Origin of the sequence: Devosia aurantiaca, assembly GCF_011058215.1 — a bacterium.
GTDB lineage: Bacteria > Pseudomonadota > Alphaproteobacteria > Rhizobiales > Devosiaceae > Devosia > Devosia aurantiaca.
This window is the reverse complement of the sequence record NZ_JAALFG010000003.1, coordinates 43,594-66,212: the sequence shown is the minus strand read 5'-3', so window position 1 is coordinate 66,212 and position 22,619 is coordinate 43,594. Positions and strand designations below refer to the sequence as shown.

Below are 22,619 nucleotides of genomic sequence, written 5' to 3'. Positions count from 1 at the left end.
GCTGCAAGCGAATAAGGTTGTAGTCTTTTCATCACATCTTGGCGCGTTGCTGTTTCTCTGATTGAGTTCCGAGAGGCTTACTGCGCATGTAAGCCTCACTTGATTTCCAGGGAGTTAGACTTGGCGAAGGCACCAGCGACCGAAAAAGATACAGTATCGGAAACAACCGAACGCAAGGGCCTCGAATGGCTCGACGCGCAAATGACAACGCACTTTGCCAATGTGGTCAATGTGCAGGGGACGCGCGAGCAGGTCGATTTGTTTTTCGGCACCAATCGGACTTGGCACGTGACTGAAGACTCTGGCGTGACCGTCGAGCTTTCCAATCGCATCATTCTCACCCGCTCGCTGCCAAGCGCCTGGCAACAGTGTTGGGTAATGTCTTGCGCGAGCACGAGTCCCGTTACGGAACGCTCAACGTCGAATAGGCACGACATGGCCGGACAAAACCAGAATGAAGACTTAAACGGCACGGCAGACGCCATGCCCTTTAATCGTCTGGAAGTTTTGGAACCGGCCTTGTGGCAGCGTTTGACCGACGCGCAGACCGTGGCGGAAGGGTCTGCGGCCTGGCTCGCCCTGCAATGCCGACAAATTTTTGGCGTCAATCGTGGCGTGGTCCGCGTCGTACGACCAAATGGTTTTGAGACGCTTTGCAACTGGCCCGATAATGGCGCGGTCTTCACCGACCTGCTTCGGACGGCAGAGCTGGCTGCTACCGACCAGCGAGCGGTTGCGCGCAATTCTGGTGAGACGCCCAGCGTGGCTGTCCCTGTGATCATCGACGGGCAAGTAACCGCGGTCGTTGCGCTGGGTATCGCCAATGGTGGCAGGGACGACCTCAGGAACGCCATTCGGCAGTTGCAGTGGGGCGTTGGCTGGTTGCGTGATGCGTTGCGGCAGGAGCGTGGCAGCGCCGATAGCTTACAGCTCAGCCAGTCCCGAACGACAATCGACCTTATGGTTACCGCTCTGGAGCACGAGCGCTTTTCGACGGCAGCCATGGCCGTTGCAACCGACCTGGCAGCGCGGTTTGACTGCGCGCGCGTGAGTATCGGCTTCGTGCGCAGCGGGTCGGCGAAAATCGTCGCCATCTCGCACACTGCACAATTCGGCAAACAGATGAACCTCGTGCGGTCCATCGGCGCTGCCATGGATGAAGCGATCGATCAGCGCTCGCTCGTTCTTTTTCCTGGTCCGGCTGACGAACCTATAGCAACCTTTGCGCATGCCGATCTGTCGCGGGAACATCACGGCGGACAGGTGCTGACCGTGCCGCTGTTCGTTGTCGACGCCTTTATCGGCGCTATCGTGTTCGAACGCGGGCACGGACATGATTTCAGTACAGAGGTCATCAAGCTTGCCGATATTGCTGGAGCGGCCCTCGGCCCCGTCTTGGATGAAAAGCGACGCAACGATCGATGGTTGATCATCAAGATCTGGGAATCCTTCTTCAATCAAATAAAGCGACTGGCAGGTCCCGGCCACATTACACGCAAGCTGGTCATCGCGGCCCTTCTTGCGATTGTCGCATTCTTCGCGGTGGCCAGGGACATGTATCGCGTCAATGCCGATGCGCAGCTTGAAGGTTCGGTGCGCCGCGCGGTCGTGTCACCTTATGACGGCTATTTGCGAGATGCGACGGTGCGCGCGGGCGAAGTCGTTACAGCAGGCCAGCCGCTTGCCGAACTCGACGATCGTGATCTTGTTCTTGAACGTCTTCGCTGGGACACCGAAAGGCAACAACACCAGATCGAATACGACCAGGCTCTTGCAGCTCGGCAACCGGCGACGGTCAATATAGCGCGCAGTCAGGTCGACCAAGCCGAGGCGCAGATCAGCCTTATTGATGAGCAAATCGGCCGCACCCGCTTTGTTGCGCCGTTTGACGGCCTGGTTATTTCGGGCGATCTCAGCCAGCGCATCGGCTCGACCGTTTCGCGGGGCGAAGTGCTCTATGAAATTGCGCCGCTGAGTGGATACCGCGTCGTCATGCAGGTCGACGAGCGCCAAATTGCGCAGATCGATGCGGGCCAGACCGGTGAAGTGTTGTTTGGCGCCCTGCCCGATCAACCCTTTAAGATAGTGGTCGATAAAATTATTCCCATCGCCCAAGCAAGCGAAGGCCGCAACATGTTCCGTGTCGAAGGCCATCTGATCGACACGTCGGAGCGTCTTCGCCCAGGCATGGTCGGTGTCGGCAAGGTTGATATCGGCGAGCGTTCGCTCATAGACATCTGGACCATGCCCATCTTCGACTGGATTAATCTCAACCTCTGGCGCTGGCTGGGCTGAGCCATGGCCGCATCGCTGTTCAGCGCTTCGTGGTATCGGGTTGCGCCGCTACGCTTAAGGCTGCGTTCTCACGCCGAAATCCATCGCCAGCGATTTCGCGGCGAGGTCTGGTATGTCTTGCAGGATCACCAGACTGGTCGCTTTCACCGGCTGTCGCCTTCGGCAAATCTAATGATGTCGCTGATGGACGGGCGGCGGACCATTGCTGCAATCTGGGACCTGGTGGGCCAAAAGTCCGGCGATGATCCACCGACGCAGGATGAAGTCATTTCCCTGCTGTCGCAGTTGCACAGCTCCGACCTTTTGCAAGGCGAAATGCCCCCGACTTCGATGAATTGGGCGAGCGCGCCGCTGCCACCGTGCGCCGAAATCTTCTGAGCCGTGTTCGCAATCCGCTTGCATTGCGTCTACCACTGTTCGATCCGGACAAGTTTCTTACTGCCACCATGCCCTTTGTCCGGCCCTTGTTTACGGTCTGGGCGTTTTTGGGGTGGCTGGCACTCGTCGGCACGGGCATTTTCCTCGCCGTTCTGCACTGGGCGGAACTGACGGACGCCGGCAGCGAGCAACTTTTCAGCCTTCAGAACATCGTCTTCATTGCAGCCATTTATCCGCTGATCAAGGCGCTGCATGAAGCGGGGCATGCCTACGCCACCAAGGCGTTCGGCGGCGCAGTGCATGAGGTTGGCATCATGATGCTGATCCTTATCCCGGCGCCCTATGTCGACGCCACCTCAGCCACTGCTTTCCGCGAAAAGTGGAAGCGGGTCGTGGTGAGTGGGGCAGGCATCATGGTCGAATTCTCCCTCGCGGCCGTCGCTATGATCTTCTGGGTCAATGCCGAGCCCGGGTTTGCCCGGGCTGCCGCCTTCAACATCATGCTGATAGGTGGCGTGTCGACTCTGCTGTTCAATGGCAATCCGTTGCTGCGCTTCGACGCCTATTACATCATGGCCGATCTTATCGAGGTTCCCAACTTAGGCGCGCGTGCCAACAAATATTTTTGGTATCTGGTCCAGCGCTATTTCCTTGGATACGAGACTGCGGAAAATCCGGCGCAAGCTAGGGAGAGCGCAAATGGCTGTTTTGGTACGCGCTGATCTCGTTTTTCTACCGTGCCATCCTTAGTTTTACCATCGCACTGCTAGTGGCAACGCAGCTCTTCTTCGTCGGCATCATTCTTGCCGTTCTCTCCCTTGCGAGCACTTTTCTGCTGCCGGTATTCAAGGGTGCAAAATATGTGATCACCTCACCGAAGCTGCACGATCATAGGGTACGAGCCGTTTCGGTTTCGGGAGCGTTCGTCGTTGCAATCTTGGCTTTGATTTTCGTTCTCCCGACGCCTTACGGCACGGTAGCACAAGGCGTAGTATGGATTCCGCAAAGGACCGAAGTCGTCGCAGCGTCGAGCGGAGTTGTCTCTAATGTGCTAGCTTCTCCTGATGCCATCGTTAAAGCTGGCGATGAATTGGTCGAGGTTAATGACCCTACGCTTGCGCCTCGAATAGCCGTACTCGAGACCCAGAGACAAGAATTTCTGCTCCGCTATGAAGCGGTGCGCTACACAGACCGCGTACAGGCGGGTGTGCTTCTGGAGCAGACCCGTAATCTAGATGGCACGCTGGCGTCGCTTAAGCGCCGACAACAGGACCTGATCGTACGGGCAAAGCTCGATGGTCGTTTCATACTACCCAACGCCACCGATATCGTCGGTCATTTCGTCTCAGAAGGTGAACTCATTGGCTACGTGGTCGGCGAGGAAAGTCCGGGCGTCCGCGTCGTGGTACCCCAATCCGATGTGGACATCGTACGCAATCGCACCGATCACATCGAAATGCGTTATGCCAGCAATATAGAGACGAGCGTTCGCGCCCAAATCGTGCGGTCGACGCCAGCCGCGCAATTTGATCTCCCGAGCCTAGCCCTGGCAACGCAGAGCGGCGGCTCGGTCGTCATCGACAGCAGCGGTCAACAGCCACGAGCGCTGGAAAGTATCTTCGTCTTTGACCTTGTGCCGGAAACCAATGACCAACCGCTTCTCTTAGGCAGCCGCGTTCATGTGCGGTTCGATCATGGCCGGGAAGCGTTCGGATGGCGCGTTCTGCGTTCGCTTCGGCAAATTTTCCTGAGCACCTTCAATGTCTGAACTTGCTTCAAGCCAAGCTCTGCCTCGACCAATCCAGTATCCGGAAAAAGCAGACAAGCCGCAGAAGAAGCTAGACAAGGTGGCGAACGACCTGTTTGGCCATGCCATCGCCTGGACCACCAAGCCGCGTTCTCGCGCACTCAAATCGATTGTCGCAAAGGTCGATGCGTATGATGAGAGATATCGAGCGCTGGATCAGGCTGACCTCGAGAGGGCAATCGCGGACACTTCGCAGGCGTTGCGTCGCAGCAGCGGATTCCCAGAACATTTAGTTGTACAGGGGTTCGCTCTGGTGCGCGAGATTTCGGGACGGCTTAGCGGAAGGCGGCACTATGGTGTCCAACTGATCGGCGCCTATGCAATCGTTCGCGGAAACTTGGCTGAAATGTCGACTGGAGAAGGCAAGACGCTGACTGCGGCCCTGGCTGCCGGAACAGTGGCTATGTCTGGCCTGCCCGTACATGTCGTGACCGTTAACGACTATCTGGCGCAACGAGATGCCGAGATCACCAAGCCGATCTATGCTGCGTTAGGACTATCTGTTGGCGTTGTGGTTAGTGGACAAACATTTGAACAAAGGCGGGCTGCCTATGCCTGCGACGTTACCTATTGTACTAACAAGGAGCTGACATTCGACTATCTTCGCGACCGCATTGTGCTCGGGCAGCAAAGCAATAATCTTCGTCTTAAGATGGAAGGACTTCGGGCAGGCTCCACGCGGATGGCCGAATTGAGAATGCGCGGGCTGCATTTTGCCATCGTTGACGAGGCAGACAGTGTCTTGGTCGACGAGGCTAGGACGCCACTGATTATTTCCGGGCAGAGCGATGCGCAGGTGACTGCAGACGTTGCCAAAGACGCCCTCGCCCTGGCGGACAGCATGCAGGTCGATGTCGACTACAGCATAGTCGTAGACGAAAAACGCATCATCCTGACCGAGGCGGGCCGGTCACGCATCGCAGAGTATGCCAAGCATCGCGACCAGAATTGGCGCGGTGTCATCGTCCGCGAAGAGTTGGCCCGGCAGGCCCTTTCTGCGCGGCACCTCTTCCATCTCGGAGAGCAATACATGGTGCGCGAGGGAAAAGTGCAGATCATAGATGAACATACCGGCCGCGCCATGCCGGATCGTGCCTGGAGCGACGGCTTGCACCAGATGATCGAGATCAAGGAGGGCTGCACGCCTTCTCCGCGCCGCGTCACCATAGCACGAATGACCTATCAGCGCTTTTTCCGCCGATACCGCTATCTGTCCGGCATGAGCGGCACCGCCCAGCATGTGGCCAGCGAGCTCTGGTCCGTTTACAAACTACCGGTTGTTCGCATCCCGACCCATCGACCGGTGCAGCGCATCCATTTGACCGATCGTGTTCTGCAAACCACCGAGGCCAAGTGGTCCGTGGCGATTGCCCGGATTCGGGAGTTGCATGAACGTGGAGTACCCATTCTTGTGGGCACCCGCTCAGTGGCAGCTTCCAACGCTGCCAGCAAACGTCTCGCAGAAGCCGGATTGCCGCATGAGGTCCTAAGCGCCGCCCAAGATGGCGAAGAAGCGGCGATCGTGGCGCGTGCTGGAGAGCACGGACGTATCACTGTCGCCACGAACATGGCCGGACGAGGTACCGACATTTCGCTGGCGCCAGGCGTGGAAAATCTCGGCGGATTACATGTTCTGATGGTCGACCGCCACGAAGCCCGGCGCATCGACGACCAGCTTGCCGGCCGCAGCGGACGCCAAGGCCAGAAGGGGTGTTTTCAGGCGATTTTGTCCTTGGAAGACCCTCTGATGGATTTTCCACTCTCCGGCCTGTTGCGGGCCGCGGAAGCAACGATACGCCCGTTTTCAGGCGAAGCTTTCGCGCGGTGGCTGCTGCGATTTGCACAAAGGCGGACCGAACGAATCCATGCCGGCATGCGCCGCGACCTTTAAAATCGGACGAAATGCAGACAAAAACGCTCGCATTCACAGGGCGGGCGGAATGAAGCGCGCCCTCTTTTTCCGATGCTCTTACTCCTGTCTGGTGAGTCCCTTGCCGAGGATTTGACGCTCGATTGCGTCACCGAACCGGCGCAGCGCGTAGAAATCGGCAGCACCGTCACCGGGCTATTGAGCGAAGCCTTAGTAGGACGCGGTGACAAGGTAGCCAAAGGTGAAGTCTTGGCGCGGCTCGATGCGACGATCGAGCAAGCGAACGTGGCGGTTGCTCAAGCCCAGGCCGAAGCCGATGAACTGGTTGAATCGCAGCAAACGCGGCTGGCACTGGCCGAAGCTAACCTCAGAGGTCACGGTCCCTCCTAGATTCGGGGTCGGTCACACAGTCGCGGATCGACGAGCTTCAAGCTCTGGTCGACATCACTCGCAATGATCTGGCTGCCGAGCAACGTCGCCAAAGCCTTGCCGAACTTGAGCTGCAACGCCAACGCGAGCTGCTGTCGCTGCGAACCATAACTAGTCCTCTGGATGGTTTCGTGCTCTCCCAGTCGGTGCAGGTCGGCGAATATGTACGGCAGGATAGTACGGTGATGACCATCGTCCAGACTGATCCGCTTTATGTCGAAGCCTACGTGCCGTCCGAACTTTATGGACAGATCAAGGTGGGCGACAAAGGCAATGTGGCTTTGGAACAGCCGAGCGGCACCGTGGAAGTTGGAACGGTCACTGTCGTCGACCCCGTCTTCGATGCCGCCAGCAGCACCCTCGGAATCCGCCTCGAACTTTCCAACGCGGAAGGCGCCCTGCCCGCCGGCCAAAGATGCCAGGTGACGTTCGAATTGCTTGACTAAGGTGTCGCTTTATTGAGCATCGAGGCGTCCACGCCACTTTCGGTCTTTAGCGCGCAGCCATTCCGGCAAAATGACGTGGGGGCTAGGAGAAAGGCTTTGAGCACGGCTAAGCGAAACCGCCATTTCGGGCCGGCGCTGTTGAAGTAATTCATCTCGGCTCTGGCGATCGCCAGCCGGTAGTAGCCGCGCGATTGAAGAAAAATCCGGTGCTTCCTACGCAAGGCCAGAGCGAGGTCATGCACCAGCTTGTCGTTCTTGTCGGACGACGGCGTGATATACTGGTCCAACACTATTTCTGACGTACCGATAAAGCCACCGCCCATCAGCGCAAGGCGAATGGCCCAGTCGGTATCCTGATGACGCCGAAACAGCGGATCAAAGTCACCGACGGCCATGAACGTTCCGCGACGAGCGAGGAGCGTGCAGGAACCGTGACGGCCCATCCTGCCAGTGGATGGGCGCAAGCCGGTGAGGATGGCAAGGGCGACTGCCTCGCCCTGCAGCACCTCTCCGTCGCTCGCGATGGCGGCGCCACGAGGGTTCCGAGTTTGCCCGATAATCCGGCGTGAGCCGTAGCAAGCAATAAAAGGAAGGCTCGACTGCTGCTCGGCACGGCGCAGTGCCGAGATTTGGTCCCGAAGCCGGGAAGGTCTGCACACATCGTCGTCGTCGAGAAAGGCTATGAACTCTCCTCGCGCCTCCTGGACCAGACGCGTGCGCGTTGCGCCCGTACCGAGGTTTATATTGTGCACCACAACACGGATGCGATTGTCCGACGCCGATAGTTGTCGGACCAGCGCCAATGATTTGTCCGTCGATGCATCATCGACTACTAGGATTTCTAGTGCCGGCCAGTCGAGGGCCTGAGCCGAGCGGATGCTGCGCTCAATGGTGTCGTGGGCGTTGAAGCAGGCAATGGCGATCGTGATCAGGGTTTGCTCTTCGTGCCCAGTCATGGCTGCCACCGGCTGAATTGCAGGCGGCTTTTCCAAGATCGCGCCAGACGGGGAAGGTCGACATCAATCCGCGCTTGGGGTGATGGTCGATCAAGAACCCGGACAGCTTCGACGACGCTTCGATTGGACGCTGCCACAGTTTCGAGACGAACCTTGCTGTGGTGTTTCGTGAGCGCCCTTATATGAGGGTTGGTGTTGATCTCGTAAATCTCGGGGACACCGTTGACGATCGCATAATCCATGCGCCCGAACGAGACGCCTGCGATCTCAAATCCTCGTCGCAATGTATCCTTGTGCGGCATCGACTCGCTGTCTTCGCGGTCGGCAAGGTAGTGCTCCTCCGTCGCTACTCCCGGTGCGCCGAACTTGGCATGCCAAGTGGTGTCGGTGACCGGCGGACCGGCAATCAATTCATCGCCCACCATAAAGGCGGCATGTTTTCGGAAGGCTCCCGGCAATTCGGCAAGTTCTTGCGCCCTGAATTCGACTATCAAAAGGTCCCGTAACGGAAATCCCTGGGCTACCAACCGAGACAACTCTCGGTCGATCTCAGGCTGGCTATGAAGTAGTTCACTCAGCGCTCCCCGGTGTGCCGACTCGGTCCGCAGGAACACCGGAAAGCGAGTTGCCTGCTCTCCGTCCACCGGCCGCCACACCGAGAATGAATTTATTTGCGTGCGAAGCAGCGCCTTCAGGAGACTACCGCGCGGCAGAAAGGTGCGCGGGTCATTAATTAACCTGGCCCCTGCTTTCTCCAAAGCCGTTGCATACCTACAAGTAATTTCGAGCTCCCAGCAACTTAGCCTCTCACAATCGGTGAAAATCCAAGTTCCGAGCGGCAAAACCTTTCGCCAGAGCAACCAATCATAGGTCCTCACGCGAAAAAGTTGCTTTCCAAGTTCTTCGCTGACATGCTCGATATGGTGACGGTGACTTCTGGTGGATAAGAAGGTAATCAATTCTGAGCCCCTGGACTCCCTTCATCCTATCTAACACATGACCACATGAGGAATAGATGATCTCTCTCGACCATTCAAAACTTCTCGGCTTCAAGCTTGTCGGTACCCAGCGCTCCGGCGCCAAGATCGGCAGCAAAGTCGGTTTCAAACCCGGTCGCGCCAAGTTCGGCGCTAAAATCGGTGGCAAAGTCGGCTCTATTTAGCCCGTAGTCGACTGACGTCAGTCAGGAGGTGACGATAAGTCACCTCCAATTCTTCAGGTTTCAATGATGAAATTTCAGTTCGAGCCGTCCGGAACGCGGGCAAATGCGCTGGATCGTGCTATGCATGTCAGCTTGGCACAAAGCCTTCATTATATTAGCCAGCAGTGCTTGGGACAGATCGACTTCGATGCCGTTTCACTGAACCGTCTTGTAGAGAATATTTCGGTTACCCGGTATGGGGCGACGCTCTTCGGTCTTTACTATCAGTTGGTGGACGCCATCGATGATGATGACCACACCCAAGCCGGGCACTTGTTTGATCGTCTCGTTAGCGAACAACCAGTATCGTCAGGGCTTCAGGTCCATGCAATAGAAGACGAATGGACTTCAGGCCAGGCAGAGCTTTACCGACGTGGCATGTCGACGGACCCGACGGTCAATTTCAGCTTTCTTCAGCCGCCCGACGAGATGGCTGCACAATTCAAGCAAAAGCTCGTTGCAACACTCGATCGTTTCGAACCTGTCTTGCCCGAGATGATTGCGGAAATTCGCGGACTCTTGTCCGAGATCGTCTTGGCGGTTGGCGAGGCCGACGCGGAATATGTATTTGACGGAGGCTCGAGCTACCAGCTTTGGGGTGCGCTGTTCCTAAATCCTGCATTCCACGATACCGAAATCCAGGTCATGGAAGTGGTCGCGCATGAAGCAGCGCATACTCTCCTTTTCGGGCTGACGGTGGAAGAGGCATTAACAGAAAACGACGACGACGAGCTGTATGCGTCACCGCTTCGCGTCGACCCTCGGCCTATGGAAGGAATTTATCACGCGACCTTTGTTTCGGCGCGAATGCACTGGGCGTTGTCGAAATTGCTGGCCTCGGAAGTCCTGACAGAAAAGGAACGTGATTTTGCGTTAGCCGCACAATCCGAGGATGCTGCCAACTTCTTCGCGGGGCTAAGCGTCGTAGAAGAGCATGGACGGCTGACCCCCACCGGGAGCGGAATCATGCAGGCAGCCAAACAATATATGACCAGCGTGATCAACCGTTCTACAGGGGTTTCGACCTAATTAGCCTGCTCCTGGAAGAATACGCGAGGCCTGAACATTCATGCGGGATGCTTGCCCGAACGTCTTATGCGTGGTCGCGAAGTGACTGAAACAATGCCAACGAACTGATGTTATAACTTAAATCGGTTCTATCTTGCCCCATGGCCTAGTAGGACGGTTCTTATAGTCTTAAACAGCACCAACAAATCTAAATCGAGGGAGAGGTGTTTTATATAGTAGAGGTCATAAGATAACTTCTCGATCTCTTCCCTCGTATTTGCCGCATAGCCGGAACTGACTTGTGCCCATCCAGTGATCCCCGGAAGAACAAGCGTACGAAGTGCGTATTTTGGCTCAGCTGCTTCGCTACTTCTGGCGACATATTCGGCCACGGGACGAGGACCAATTAGACTCATGTCGCCGTTAATAATGTTCATTATTTGCGGAAGCTCATCGAAGCGCAGCTTCCGGATTAACTTGCATCCTGGAATAATCCGACTATCGCCAACAGCTGTCGAGCCACCGCCCGTACCCTTGTACATGGTTCGGAACTTATACATGCGGAAACGACGCCCGCCATATCCTCGCCTAATCTGCACGAAGATGACTGGGCCGCCGTCACGCAAAAATATGTACGCGGCAACGGCTAGAGCGATAGGCACAGTCAGCGGAAGCGTAACAAAAGCACCACCAAGGTCGAGGAAACGCTTCATCCGCGCATAGATTAGCTGACTTGGACTATAGGAAAGATGCGTGGTGTCGAAGCTCGTTACATCAAGTCTACCTCGCTTCTCTTCCAAATAGCGCGTCCAAGACATAACCTCGACGCCACCCAAGTAGCAGTCGGCAAGAAGCCTTGACCAAACGTGGCTGTGGTGCTCCAGAGGGTCTATCAGCAGGACCTCTGTGCCTTCTAGCTCAGCTTCCGGCCCCGGCAGAATTGGAACGCCGTGCAGTTCTTGTGATATTTCTTCGGCACGCGTGAACGGCGCCAGCGCGACATTATCATCAACCTGACGGTGACGTCGCACATTAGCGTAAGCTGTCAGAATTATGGCTATCGGTAAGCATAACGCCAGCCCTTGATAGCTCACCGGAACTCTTAGGGCAGATAACGCACTGACCGCCACGCTGAACAAAGCGGTGCAGACCAATGTGGAAATAACGACCGGCGCTTCGTGACGACGGAGAGCCGTCAAAACGGCCGCGGAAATTATTGGAACAAGAGCGATAACTCCCACCGCAAGAGCGAAGTTATTCCAGTCACTTCGACCAGGGCGTGAAAACACCGAGTAGTATACAAGCGCCTGCAGCAGGATTGCGAACAGGACCGGAATGCGAAAGGTCCTGAGTTGCCGGAAAAATTTATATTTTCGGGTTCGTCCGCCTAACTTTGTCACATAGGACAGATTGCGGGCTGGATAATCAGGGGGCGTTCTCCGGGAGCGCTTTGGCGGCATCCACTGCTCCTACGGGGAGATATTTTAAAGCCCCATCACTTCGATCATTCGCGCATTGATCTGGTGCACGTCAAATCGTGACTGCGCGATTAGTCGACTCTGTTGGCCCATGTCAACGATAAGGTCGGTGTTGTCGATAAAGCGCTGCATCGCCGCTGCCAGATCTTCGGGCGCGCGCGGTGGAATAAGAAAGCCATTGATTCCGTTCAAAACAGTTTCTCGACAGCCAGGAGTATCCGCCGTAATTACAGGCCGTCCGCTTGCCAGCGCCTCCTGGATCGATCGTGGAATGCCCTCACGGTAGTAGGATGGCAAGACGAAGACGCTGGACTGTGCAAGCCAAGGTCGAACATCAACGTGCCCCGGCCACTCCACCAATCCCTCCCCAACCCAGCGGTCAACCTCCGACCGGGATATCCCGTCCGGATTGGTGTCGAGGCTCCCTAAAAGCAAAAAATGGACTGTTGGAAATTTCGCCTTCACCAAACGAGCCGCATTGACGTAATCGCGCACACCCTTCTCCGAAAGCAACCGAGCGGCAAGGAGAAAAGTGACACGGTCGGTCCGAGGTGCAAGCATAGGCCAAGCTTCTAGATCAACGCCTGTACCGTCGACCAACACCATCTTGCCTCGAGGCAAAATTCTTAAGCGCACGAAGTCTTCCACATCGTCAGGGTTCTGCATAAATGTGGAACTGACCTGCGCCAGAGCCAATTTGTATAGCGCTTTAGCCGTCTGATGTACGATCCGACGCTTAAGGCCGAAACCTTTTTCGACGCCGAAAGCATAACCCAAGCCGGCAATCAGCGCGTAGCGGTGCGGCACTGCTACCATGCGGGCGGCGAAGGTTCCGTATATCACGGGTTTTATTGCAAAACTCAGGACGGCATCAAGTCTGAGATCAGACAAAATGCGCGCAAGCCTGAGCATATCTCGGATGTCTCGAATGGGGTTTAGGCCGGTTCGCGATATATTTGCTTCTACAGGCTCGGCGCCCAATGCCCGCAATTCAGATTTCATTGCGGGAGTGATATCCGGAGCGAGGGCGAAGACCTTGTGACCACGTGAAGCAATTTCAGCGAGCAGGGGGCCGCGAAAATTGAGCAGTGAGAACGCGTTATTGCTCAGGATCGCGAAGCGACGAGGAATCAAAAGTGTAGCATCCTGGCAGAGTTAGTTAGAAGACCGCTAGCATTATTGGGAACTTTCCCGAGCGACAAGCACAGGTTGCCCCATCGCCGAGTTGTAAGGGATCCATTTGTCGGCATCGCTGCCATAAGTAAGCCATACCCAGTACGAGGCGGCGAAGCAGGAAATGATCGCAATCTGCGCGAACAGAGCAAGCGGACGCCGGAAAAGGCTTGGCAGGGTGGCAAAAGCGTAGAGCTGCAGCGGGAGAAAGAACAGCGCGGTTCTGTCTGCTAAGGTGGACCGGTAAAAGGCAAGGACGAACAGGGCGAGGATGGCGAAGGAGACGATGGACCAGAGCCACAGCTCGGCGGGCTTAAGCCGCGTGCGCCAGGCAATGAGGATGAAAGCAGCCACTGCTACGACCGCCTGCGCAAGCCGCACAATCGCTCCTTCGGAGCGCAAGCCGGCTTCCGCCACGCCTGGCCCAGGGGCATCCCCTGTGGCCAAGATGTACTCTTGGCTTAAGAACGCAGCCTCATAGCCAAGCAAAACCATGGTGAGCACGAGGGCATAAAGGGCGATGCCCATGGCCCGGGCCAGATATGGCCGATCCAGGCGGCCGGCGAACAAGGCCGGCGAAAACACGAACAGGCAGACAGCAGCCTTGTGAAAAAGGGCCGCGACGGTCACCGCGCATAAGAACCAGACTATCCGCTGGCGCTCAACGGCTAGGATTGCCAGCATGCCGAAGCCTACGGCTACGCCCTGACGCGTATACCCCATATAGACCACAGTAATCAGGTACGGTACCGCGACCAACAGTGCGAGTGCGGGATTTTTCCTTGTGGCGCAAAAAATGACTAAAGGAATGACGGAGAGAGTTGCACATACGAGGTTGACGAAATAGATGCCGCCAAGGCCATTGGCGCCCAGCCAGTTGAGCATCGCATAGCCGGGATCGGTGTCTCTGAGGCTATAAGTAAGTCCGTTTGTTCCGGCACGCTCAATCATCGCGATATAGGCGCCCCAATCGGCACCAACCTCGTGGCGCAGGCCTACATAAACGATGAGGACGATGGCAGCAGCCGAAAACCAGGCCCGGTGGAACCGTTGCGGTGCGAACGAAAGTGCCGCAAAGGCAACAAACGGGACCCAGTAAATCCAAGCGCTCACTTATATCCTGCCTTCCGCCATGTTGGTCCTACCGCAGCCGTATGTCGCCAGAATGCACTAACATTCACACCGAGCAATGATGCGCGGCCGCAACCTGCAATCTCTTTGACCAGACGTGCCAACGCTTGTGCCACCGTAGCGAGCGGCATATGAAGGCGCCACCCTCCACAGAAGCCGAGACAGTGTCTTGCTGGATACGTTCCAAAAATTGCGCGCCTTGCTTAAACCGCGCGAACAACGTCAAGCACTGTTGCTGCTAGCCATGATGCTGGTGTTGGGCGTGGTGGAAATGGCCGGGGTTGCGTCAATTTTTCCACTGATTGCGGTGCTATCGGATTCAAGCCTCGTGTACAGTAATACCTGGCTCAATGCTGCCTATAAGACGTTAGGTTTTACCAACCTCAACACGTTCTTTATTTTCCTTTCGCTTGGCGTCTTCGCTGTCATCGTGCTGCGTACGGTATTTACTGCCTTCACCAGCTATGGGCTATTGCGCTATGCCTATTCTCGCAGCCACGGGCTAAGCGTTCGGCTGCTCGGATCGTATCTTAGACGTCCCTATACCTTCTTTCTAAACCGGCACACCGCCGATATGGGCAAGACCGTCTTATCCGAGGTGGAACAGGTCATTAACGGCAGTTTGATCCCGGCCCTGCAATTTGTTTCCAAGGTCATTGTCTCCAGTTTTCTTATCGCAGTTGTAGTGATCGTTGATCCGACCGTAGCGGCAATTGCGTTAGTGGGGATCGTCGGGGCTTATGGATTGGTCTATTTCGCCGTTCGTGGCTATCTCGGCGTCATCGGCACAGAGCGGATCGCCGCTAATCGGGAGCGGTATCGTATCGCTCAGGAAGTGCTCGCGGGAGTCAAAGAGGTCAAAGTCGGAGGATTGGAACGCGGTTATTTGAGGCGCTTCGAGAAAGCGTCATTGCAATCCTCAAAACTTCTCAGCAGGCTCAACCTCGTGCGCGAGGTTCCGCGCCATATGCTGGAGCTCATAGGCATCGGTGGCGTGCTGGCTGTAATCATTGTCTTACTTTTTCGTGCAGAAGGAGATTTCACCAGCCTTACCGACGATGGCCGTTTACGCCTTTGCCGGTCTGCGACTGCTTCCGGCGATCCAGGGGCTGTACCAAGCGATAGTCTCACTGCGCTTTGGGGGACCAGCGCTAGATGCACTCTGTAACGATCTGGTCGATACCCAAAACACCAACGATCTTAAGCCAGTGCCGACTCTCCCCCTCAAGCGAGAGATAACTCTTAAGGGAGTCAGCTTTGCCTATCCTAGCCTCGAACGGCAGGCGCTGACCGACATTTCGCTGAGCATTGCGGCACATTCTACCGTGGGGTTGGTCGGCGCGACAGGCGCGGGTAAATCCACTCTCGTCGACCTAATCTTGGGACTGCTGGAGGCAAAGAGTGGCACGGTAATGGTGGACGGCGTTCCGATAACCCCGGATAATGTCCGCTCGTGGCAGCGCTCGATCGGTTATGTGCCGCAGCAGATTTTCTTGTCAGACGAAACCATTGCTGCAAACATTGCTCTGGGCATAGCGCCCGACAAAATTGACATGGCTGCCGTTGAACATGCCGCCCGCTTGGCGAACCTGCATGAGTTCATCGTCGCGGATCTGCCGCGTAAATACGAGACGGAAGTAGGAGATCGCGGGGTCCGCCTTTCCGGCGGGCAACGTCAGCGGATAGGGATTGCTCGGGCGCTCTACCACGATCCAGACGTGCTCGTGCTTGATGAAGCCACAAGCGCGCTGGATCATTCAACAGAGCGATCTGTCATGGATGCGGTCGCAGGAATTCGGTCGCAAAAAACTGTAATTATGATCGCGCATCGCTTGACCACAGTCATGTCATGCGACCAAATTTTGTTCTCGACAAAGGCCGGATAGCTCGACGCGGGACTTGGGCCGAGCTTGAACAACACATTAACTGAGGCTGCTCCGCTAGTCGCCACAGCACCTCCCACTGCTTGGCTTACGTGGCGAAAGCTAAAGGTCGCTGATGGACCACGTTACATGGGCCAATCGCGCATTTAAGAGCCCGCGCCCTCTGATCATACGCCTTTGCAGCCTGGCCCAGCGCACTTGCTTCGCGACTACGCTAGATGTCTCAAGCTAAGTTGGATCTTTCTTCTGTAGCGCTAGGAGATCCCCCGATTCCCCCACCTAAGAACCCGCTTTTTAGAAAAATTAAAAAGCACAACATCTCCAAAACACTTCAATTTTAGACTATGAATTCATATCAATTCGTCTGAATATTCCATTCCTCTAGATCAATTGGAGCAGTTTTACTTTCTATAATTATTCTGCACTGCATATAGGAACAAAACTTCATCTTATAGAGACTACAAGGATCTCTGGTATACCAATAATAAAAACAATCTGATCACACAGAAATGGCCTATTAAATTATGAATTCTTACTCTTTCAATTGATGAACAATTAATCATGATTGTTACACTGGGAATAACTTCCTATAACTCAGAAAATACTATATTGAGGGCTATAAATAGTGCCCAACATCAAGAGTGGTCTGATCTTGAGATAGTTGTTGTAGACGACCAATCGACCGATGGAAGCTGGGATACCTTGCGTGCGTTGGCGGCTATGGATAGCCGCATTAAACTTGTTCGGCATAGCACCAACAAGGGAGTAGCAGCATCTAGAAACACCATTATCGCAAACGCATCGGGATGCTTTGTCGCTTTCCTCGATGACGACGATGTGGCGATGGTCGACAGAATTCGTGCGCAGGTTGAACGCACGTTACTTTACGAAGCAGCAAGCGGAGCGCGATTGGTGTTTTGCTATTCCGAACGTCTGGTCATAAAAGGCGAGAATTCGCCCGTCCACGTCAAATCAGCAATTGGGAACGCTTCACCAGAGCCTTTTGGGCCGGCCGTTGCTGATCATGTTCTCGGTCTGCCAGACTGCGGAGAACAATTCGTGTTTGGACTCATGGGCAGCGGAACCATGATGGCGCGTCGGACAACATTTGAGGCGGTCGGGCGCTTCGACGAAAAGTTTAGAAGGTTCGAGGAGCAAGATTATGCTATACGCGCCGCTCTAGTCGGGGCTCATTTTATTTCTGTTAACCGCCCATTGATCACTCAATACCTGACGCAGCGCGTCGACAAATCTGGCTCCAAGCCGTTGCATTATGCTTTGCTGCTGCGCGACAAGCACCATGCCTATCTCAAGCAGCGTGGCCTCTACCAAGCGTCGCGAATGTTTGCGAGGTCTGATTTTTGGGGCAGCAAAAGTGCAATTTTAGGCGCGGCTTTTACCGGGCACTGGCTTATGCGCTAGCGCCGCAACTGATGCCGGCCTATTTTAAGCGGCGAGCTGGACGGGCGCCATGACGCCGCTCATCACAATCGGCGCCACCGCCTACCAGGCTGAAAACAGCATTGAACGTGCGGTGAGCAGTGCACTGCGTCAGGATTGGCCTGGCATTGAGATCGTGATCGTGGACGATGGTTCCACGGACGGAACCTGGAACGCCTTACAGCGCCTGGCCGCGTCTCATAAGGAAATTCGTGCCTTTCGGCAGGAGACGAACCAAGGCGTTGGCTCGGCGCGGAGCCGGATTGTGCGAGAAGCGCGGGGCGCGTTCATCTGCTTTTTCGACGATGACGACGAAAGCGCCCCCGATCGCGTGCGCCGGCAGCTGGAGCGCATTCTCAACTACGAGGCGCAGTCTGCCGATGGGGCACCGGTGATCTGCCATACGGCGCGGCGACAGGTCCTGCTTCAGGGGGCACACGGATCGAACCGACCATGGGGCAGCGCGAGGGAGTTTTGGCGCCGCACGGGGTTGCGGTGGCACGGCGGATCTTGGCGGGGAGCCGCTCGAGGACGGGTATGGTGCGGTGGCGACATGCTCGCAGATGGCGCGGACCGAAACCTATCGGGCGCTGGGTGGGTTCGACCCAGACTTCCGGCGCAACGAGGACACGGATCTCGCCGTGCGGCTGGCGCTGATGGGTGGGCATTTCGTCGGGATCGCCGAGCCGCTGGTGACGCAGACGCTGACGCTGACCTCGGACAAATCGCTTGAGGGGGAACTGGTCTATAAGCTAATGCTGATCGACAAGCATCGGGCCGTGTTCGATACTGCGCGACACTATCGGTTTTGCCGAAACTGGGTGATCAGCAAGTACCACTGGCTGGCGCGGCACCGGCTCCGGTTCGCCTTGCGCATGGCGGGAGCGGCGCTGTGCCATCCGCGTCTGACTTGGCAAAGGCTGCGGCTTGCCTTACCGAACCTTGAGGGCAATCGCGCCTTTTCCAAATTTCATACCAGGCCGCCCGACGCCTCCAAGGGATCATGAGCCAGAACCAGAGCGTAACCATTGGCATCACCTGCTTCAATGCGCGGGACACGATCGGCCGCGCCATTGCCAGCGCGCTGGCGCAGGATTGGCCCGAGATCGAAGTGCTCATCGTCGACGATGCCTCGATCGATGATTCAGCGGCGGTGGTGGAGGCTGCGATTGTAGCAGAGCCACGGGCGCGGCTGATCCGTCTTGCCGCAAATGGCGGTCCTTCCGTAGCGCGCAATGCCTTGCTTGCCGGAGCGCGTGGCGACTTCATCGTGTTCTTTGACGATGACGACGAAAGCCTGCCGCAACGGGTGCGCAGACAGATTGAGGCGATCGAGGAGTTCGAGGCGCAGCATGGCGGTTTGCCAGTTGCCTGCTATGCCGGGGGGAGCGTCTTTATCCTAATGGTTATCGCAAGCTCCTGCCGGCGGTTGGCGCGCGAGACATTCGTCCACATGGGCCGGCCATGGCCGATCGGATGCTGTTTCATCATACCGTCGCGGGCTGGGACTATGGCACGGGGACGGGGGCAGGCATGCTGATGGCTCGCACGACACTGTTTGAGCAGGTCGGCGGCTTTGATCCGGCGCTGCGGAGGGTGGAAGACCTCGATTGGGCTATTCGGCTGGCACTAGCGGGAGGTTGGTTTATTGGTACCGAGGAGACGCTCTTCTTGCAGCATGCCACGACGGGAGCCGACAAAAGCTACGAGCGCAATCGCGATGCCGAGATTGCGCTTGCTGAGAAACATACCGACTATCTTCGTTCGATCCGGCGCTATCACCTCGCGCGCAACTGGCCGGTCTTGCGGTACTACCATTTCAAACGGGACTATTTGAGTTTTGCGCTGCAATTTTTGCGCATCTGGTTGGTCAATCCTTTGATGGCAACCAAGCATATTCTGGCCACAGGCCCAAAGCGCCTCGCCCATGAGCGACGCATGAGAGCGCAGAGCTAAGATGCGGATGATGTTTTCGGCTCGCGCCATGCACAATATGGCTGGTGGCGTGGAGCGGCAGATCATTACGATCATGAACGAGATGGTGCGTCGCGGGCACGAAGTTGCGTTGTTCAGCTGGGATCATGAAGACGCCCAGGCATTTTATCCGATGGACGAACGACTAAAGTGGTTCAAGCTGGACATGGGGAATCCTGCCCGGCGCGCTAGCTTGGGCTTGCGGGTGAAACGTGTGAAAAAGGTTCGGCGTCTGGTGGAGGATTTCCGTCCAGACGTGATTGTGGCATTTCAGGGCGGTGCTTTCCGCATGCTCGCGTTCGCAACGCTGGCCACAGGCATTCCTGTAATCGTGGCTGAGCGGACGTCTCCGACAATGTACGAGCACGTCGGCAGCCGGCGCAAGCAGCAGATCGAGCTGTTCTCCTACAGGCTTGCCAAACGTATCACGGTACAATTCGGTCGCTATCGCAACTTCTACCCACCGTATTTGCGGCGCAAGATTGTAGAAACTCCAAACCCGGTTCGCTCGGCCGCTAGGCTGGCATGCCCAGCACAGCCGAATGCAGCGGGGCGCTACACTTTACTTTCCGTTGGCCGCCTGAGCTTTCAGAAGAACTTTTCTGCGCTACTGGAGGCATTTGGCGAACTGGCGGAAGAGTTCAAGTGCTGGGACCTCCGCATTGTTGGCGAAGGCGAGGACCGAGTAGCCCTTGAAACAATGCTCGAGGAGCGGCCTTTGCTGCGAGGTCGTGCGTCGTTACCGGGAGCGCAAAAGACGTCGAGAGCGAATATGCAGCAGCGCACCTCTTCTGTCTCCCAGCGCGCTGGGAGGGCTTTCCGAACGCACTAGCAGAAGCACTAGCGCACGGCTTACCGGCAGTTGGCTTTGAAGGCTGCGCTGGGGTTCCCGACCTAATTGAGACCGGTCGAACTGGGCTGCTGGCACCCGGCAACGAAGATGCGCACAATCTCGCCGCGACACTCAGAGTACTGATGCAAGCGCATGAACGTCGTGCCGAGATGGGACGTGCTGCGGCAAGTTCAATGGAGCGTTATCGTGAGGATTTCTGCTTCGACCGTTGGGAGTTGGTCCTAATTGAAGCAACCGGAACGGTTCTTTGAGTTAAACGTCAATGCAGAAGGTTTGTTAGAAGGCCCCGTGCTAGCTTCGGCCAAAGGAAGGGCTCAAGATCGGGGCGGGAACGCGGCTCTTGAAGTGACTTCGAAAGAGCATCTTTGAGCTGGTCAGGCTTGTCAAAATCAACAAGGTTGCCGCCAACAAGCTCCTGTAGCTCGCGAAAAACTGGAAGATCTTGCGCTATCACCGGCACACCGCGAGCGCGGGCCTCAATGTAAGGAATGCCGAAGCCTTCCAACTCAGAAGGAAAAACAAAAATCCGGCTCGCGTCATACTCTGCTATGAGTTCCTCCTGGGTGAGACCCTCCCGTATGGTCAGATCTATGCCCAGTCGCTGTGCATATTGAACAATGTTGGCGCGTTCTCCGAAGTCCGCACCAACGAACAACACGCGCCAACGAGTGCCAGCGATGGCCTCGAGAAAACGCCGATGACCTTTATGACGAACAAAATTAGAAACGTAGATCAAGTCGTAGGCAAAAGTCTGGCTTTCCGGCAACGGAGTGAGCCAAGATGGAGCTATGCCGTTATATGACACGACTATTTTAGCCGTAGAAATTTTAAGGGCGACCGCAATCCGGTGCCGTTCTGCTCTCGAAACAGTCATCACACGATCAGCCATCCTCGCTGACAGCCAGTGCAGCCAAAAACCAAGTGCCGCCCCCTGCGCCCATGGACTGTAGCAAATTTCGCATCGTGAATGACGTGAATGCTCTTGAACCTACCCAAAGAGATCGGCCAGCGGCGCTTCGGAAATAACGAGATCGGGCCGCATCTTTTGCAGCTTGATATTGAGGACTGGCAACAGCAGCAATCGTCGCATCCAGCCACAATCGAGCGACACGTATCTATGCCTTACTCCCTCGGGTGGTTGCCAAGGCGAGAGGCAGATAACCTCCGTATCTGGCAGATCCGCAAGTGCTTTGCAGATATTTTCGGTGCGAACGCGTAGCCCGGAATGAGCACCATTGTGGTTGTATGGGCTTAAATATACGATGCGCATCCGCCACTCGTATTGTTCATGCTGTGCCCGTGAGGTAACGAGCCCGATACCATTCGATGAAACAGGCGACTCCAGTCTTCAGGCTGGTCTCGGGCACACTGCCAATCAGGTTCCTCAGCAGAGTGGTGTCAGACTCTGTCGCCACTACGTCGCCGGCCTGCATCTCCATAAGATTCAGTTCAGCTTTTTGATCGATAACGGTCTCGATGGCTTTGATGAAATCCATCAATTCGGTCGGCCGTCCACCAGCAATATTGACTGTTCGGAAGGGCGCTATAGCGGACAGGCTATCACCCGAAACCGGCGCACCTCGAACTGGCAATGCTTCACCTAGTCGAAGCATTGCATCGACGAGGTCATCGACATAAGTGAAATCTCGCCGCATCTGGCCGTGGCCGTAAACGTCGATCGGTTTTCCACTTAATATTGCATTGGTGAATTTGAATAGCGCCATGTCTGGCCTGCCCCACGGGCCGTAGACGGTGAAAAATCGGACGCATGTAGATGGAATACTGAAGAGGTGCGAATAGGAATGGATCATTGCCTCGCACGACTTTTTCGTAGCCGCATAAAGCGAGGCTGGCGAATCCGCTCGATCCAACTCTGCGAATGGCATTTTGGTATTGCCTCCGTAGACAGAGCTGGTGGAAGCGAAAATGAAGTGTTTGGGTGGCGTGCGCCGTAGCGCTTCAAGCAAGTTGGCGGTGCCGACGACGTTAGACTTAATGTAGCTTTGCGGATGGTCCAGACTATAACGAACCCCCGCCTGAGCGGCGAGGTGGTACACCGTTTCCGCTGTGGCGGCCCGGATTGCAGCATCCAACGCCGAAGCATCTTCTAGCATGGCTTCGATCTGCTGAAAGCGTGGATACTGCTTGAGGATCTCGACGCGTGAACGCTTCAACGCCGGATCATAGTAGTTCGTAAAGCCATCAAACCCAACGACCTCATGACCCTGCTCCAGCAGCCGACGGGCGAGATGAAAGCCGATAAAACCGGCCGTACCTGTTATAAAAGCCTTCATGCC

22 protein-coding genes and 3 pseudogenes are annotated in these 22,619 nt (G+C 56.1%); 17 read left to right on the top strand and 8 right to left on the bottom strand.

Annotated elements, in window-relative coordinates; all coding sequences use genetic code 11:
- Positions 1 to 120: 120 nt before the first annotated feature.
- The 5 genes from G5575_RS13705 to G5575_RS13695 are packed head-to-tail and all read left to right on the top strand — an operon-like array spanning position 121 to position 6,371.
- The gene (locus G5575_RS13705; protein WP_235936024.1) at positions 121 to 2,295 is read left to right on the top strand and encodes an efflux RND transporter periplasmic adaptor subunit; all 2,175 of its coding nucleotides are present in this window, start codon (positions 121 to 123) and stop codon (positions 2,293 to 2,295) included.
- A 3-nt stretch (positions 2,296 to 2,298) separates the two neighbouring features.
- A complete protein-coding gene (locus tag G5575_RS20560; protein ID WP_235936023.1) occupies positions 2,299 to 2,673 on the top strand; it encodes a PqqD family peptide modification chaperone in 375 nt (124 codons plus the stop codon).
- Complete coding sequence (locus G5575_RS20555) at positions 2,631 to 3,395, top strand: M50 family metallopeptidase (protein WP_235936022.1); 765 nt, start codon at positions 2,631 to 2,633, stop codon at positions 3,393 to 3,395. The genes G5575_RS20560 and G5575_RS20555 overlap by 43 nt, the downstream gene beginning before the upstream one ends.
- Before the next feature lie 47 nt (positions 3,396 to 3,442).
- Complete coding sequence (locus tag G5575_RS20550; protein WP_235936021.1) at positions 3,443 to 4,441, top strand: efflux RND transporter periplasmic adaptor subunit; 999 nt, start codon at positions 3,443 to 3,445, stop codon at positions 4,439 to 4,441.
- Entirely contained in the window at positions 4,434 to 6,371 is a 1,938-nt protein-coding gene (locus tag G5575_RS13695) for a preprotein translocase subunit SecA (protein WP_164534826.1), read from the top strand. The genes G5575_RS20550 and G5575_RS13695 overlap by 8 nt, the downstream gene beginning before the upstream one ends.
- A 189-nt stretch (positions 6,372 to 6,560) precedes the next feature.
- On the opposite strand, the gene G5575_RS22500 is transcribed toward G5575_RS13695, so the two are convergent.
- Positions 6,561 to 6,728, bottom strand: a complete 168-nt coding sequence (locus tag G5575_RS22500; RefSeq protein ID WP_235936020.1) for a hypothetical protein — start codon at positions 6,726 to 6,728, stop codon at positions 6,561 to 6,563.
- 32 nt (positions 6,729 to 6,760) lie between these two features.
- Between G5575_RS22500 and G5575_RS13685 the strand changes: the two are divergent.
- Positions 6,761 to 7,225, top strand: a pseudogene (locus G5575_RS13685) (efflux RND transporter periplasmic adaptor subunit); the annotation flags it as partial.
- On the opposite strand, the gene G5575_RS13680 reads toward G5575_RS13685, so the two are convergent.
- The gene (locus G5575_RS13680) at positions 7,222 to 8,181 is read right to left on the bottom strand and encodes a glycosyltransferase family 2 protein (protein WP_164534824.1); all 960 of its coding nucleotides are present in this window, start codon (positions 8,179 to 8,181) and stop codon (positions 7,222 to 7,224) included. The pseudogene G5575_RS13685 and the gene G5575_RS13680 overlap by 4 nt on opposite strands.
- Positions 8,178 to 9,140 (bottom strand): hypothetical protein, encoded by a 963-nt coding sequence (locus G5575_RS13675; protein ID WP_164534823.1) that lies wholly within the window; start codon positions 9,138 to 9,140, stop codon positions 8,178 to 8,180. The genes G5575_RS13680 and G5575_RS13675 overlap by 4 nt, the downstream gene beginning before the upstream one ends.
- 56 nt (positions 9,141 to 9,196) lie before the next feature.
- Between G5575_RS13675 and G5575_RS13670 the strand changes: the two genes are divergently transcribed.
- Together G5575_RS13670 and G5575_RS13665 are read left to right on the top strand one after the other, a co-directional pair.
- Positions 9,197 to 9,343, top strand: a complete 147-nt coding sequence (locus tag G5575_RS13670; RefSeq protein ID WP_164534822.1) for a hypothetical protein — start codon at positions 9,197 to 9,199, stop codon at positions 9,341 to 9,343.
- A gap of 66 nt (positions 9,344 to 9,409) precedes the next feature.
- Complete coding sequence (locus tag G5575_RS13665; RefSeq protein ID WP_164534821.1) at positions 9,410 to 10,411, top strand: aKG-HExxH-type peptide beta-hydroxylase; 1,002 nt, start codon at positions 9,410 to 9,412, stop codon at positions 10,409 to 10,411.
- A 128-nt stretch (positions 10,412 to 10,539) separates the two neighbouring features.
- Here G5575_RS13665 and G5575_RS13660 read toward each other — a convergent pair whose 3' ends face one another.
- From G5575_RS13660 to G5575_RS13650, 3 genes are read right to left on the bottom strand one after another with little or no spacing between them, the layout of a single operon-like run.
- Positions 10,540 to 11,850: a sugar transferase gene (locus tag G5575_RS13660; protein WP_164534820.1), complete on the bottom strand. Its 1,311-nt coding sequence runs from the start codon at positions 11,848 to 11,850 to the stop codon at positions 10,540 to 10,542.
- Between the two features lie 24 nt (positions 11,851 to 11,874).
- Positions 11,875 to 13,002, bottom strand: a complete 1,128-nt coding sequence (locus G5575_RS13655) for a glycosyltransferase family 4 protein (RefSeq protein ID WP_164534819.1) — start codon at positions 13,000 to 13,002, stop codon at positions 11,875 to 11,877.
- A gap of 42 nt (positions 13,003 to 13,044) precedes the next feature.
- The gene (locus G5575_RS13650; protein WP_164534818.1) at positions 13,045 to 14,154 is read right to left on the bottom strand and encodes an EpsG family protein; all 1,110 of its coding nucleotides are present in this window, start codon (positions 14,152 to 14,154) and stop codon (positions 13,045 to 13,047) included.
- A 187-nt stretch (positions 14,155 to 14,341) separates the two neighbouring features.
- Here G5575_RS13650 and G5575_RS19460 point away from each other — a divergent pair, with 187 nt between their 5' ends.
- The 9 genes and pseudogenes from G5575_RS19460 to G5575_RS22275 form a co-directional block, all read left to right on the top strand.
- Positions 14,342 to 15,340 carry an ABC transporter transmembrane domain-containing protein gene (locus tag G5575_RS19460; protein WP_207633156.1) on the top strand — a complete coding sequence of 333 codons (999 nt, stop codon included), beginning with the start codon at positions 14,342 to 14,344 and terminating at the stop codon, positions 15,338 to 15,340.
- A gap of 40 nt (positions 15,341 to 15,380) precedes the next feature.
- On the top strand, positions 15,381 to 16,058 hold the full coding sequence (locus tag G5575_RS19455; RefSeq protein ID WP_207633155.1) for an ABC transporter ATP-binding protein: 678 nt from the start codon (positions 15,381 to 15,383) through the stop codon (positions 16,056 to 16,058).
- A gap of 558 nt (positions 16,059 to 16,616) precedes the next feature.
- Entirely contained in the window at positions 16,617 to 17,477 is an 861-nt protein-coding gene (locus tag G5575_RS13640; protein ID WP_164534817.1) for a glycosyltransferase family 2 protein, read from the top strand.
- Between the two features lie 49 nt (positions 17,478 to 17,526).
- Positions 17,527 to 17,967: pseudogene (locus tag G5575_RS22280) on the top strand (glycosyltransferase family 2 protein); the annotation flags it as partial.
- Between the two features lie 91 nt (positions 17,968 to 18,058).
- A complete protein-coding gene (locus G5575_RS13630) occupies positions 18,059 to 18,502 on the top strand; it encodes a glycosyltransferase family 2 protein (RefSeq protein ID WP_235936018.1) in 444 nt (147 codons plus the stop codon).
- Positions 18,499 to 19,035 (top strand): glycosyltransferase family 2 protein, encoded by a 537-nt coding sequence (locus tag G5575_RS13625; protein WP_164534814.1) that lies wholly within the window; start codon positions 18,499 to 18,501, stop codon positions 19,033 to 19,035. Before G5575_RS13630 ends, G5575_RS13625 begins: the two co-directional genes overlap by 4 nt.
- On the top strand, positions 19,029 to 19,451 hold the full coding sequence (locus tag G5575_RS13620; protein ID WP_164534813.1) for a glycosyltransferase family 2 protein: 423 nt from the start codon (positions 19,029 to 19,031) through the stop codon (positions 19,449 to 19,451). Before G5575_RS13625 ends, G5575_RS13620 begins: the two co-directional genes overlap by 7 nt.
- 1 nt (position 19,452) lies before the next feature.
- On the top strand, positions 19,453 to 20,301 hold the full coding sequence (locus G5575_RS13615) for a glycosyltransferase (protein ID WP_164534812.1): 849 nt from the start codon (positions 19,453 to 19,455) through the stop codon (positions 20,299 to 20,301).
- Positions 20,256 to 20,573, top strand: a pseudogene (locus G5575_RS22275) (glycosyltransferase); the annotation flags it as partial. The gene G5575_RS13615 and the pseudogene G5575_RS22275, both read left to right, overlap by 46 nt.
- An 8-nt stretch (positions 20,574 to 20,581) precedes the next feature.
- Here the strand turns inward: G5575_RS22275 and G5575_RS13605 are convergent.
- Both G5575_RS13605 and G5575_RS13600 read right to left on the bottom strand, forming a co-directional pair.
- A complete protein-coding gene (locus tag G5575_RS13605; protein WP_235936059.1) occupies positions 20,582 to 21,196 on the bottom strand; it encodes a glycosyltransferase in 615 nt (204 codons plus the stop codon).
- Positions 21,197 to 21,608: 412 nt separating this feature from the next.
- Positions 21,609 to 22,616, bottom strand: a complete 1,008-nt coding sequence (locus G5575_RS13600; protein ID WP_164534810.1) for an NAD-dependent epimerase/dehydratase family protein — start codon at positions 22,614 to 22,616, stop codon at positions 21,609 to 21,611.
- Positions 22,617 to 22,619: the final 3 nt, after the last annotated feature.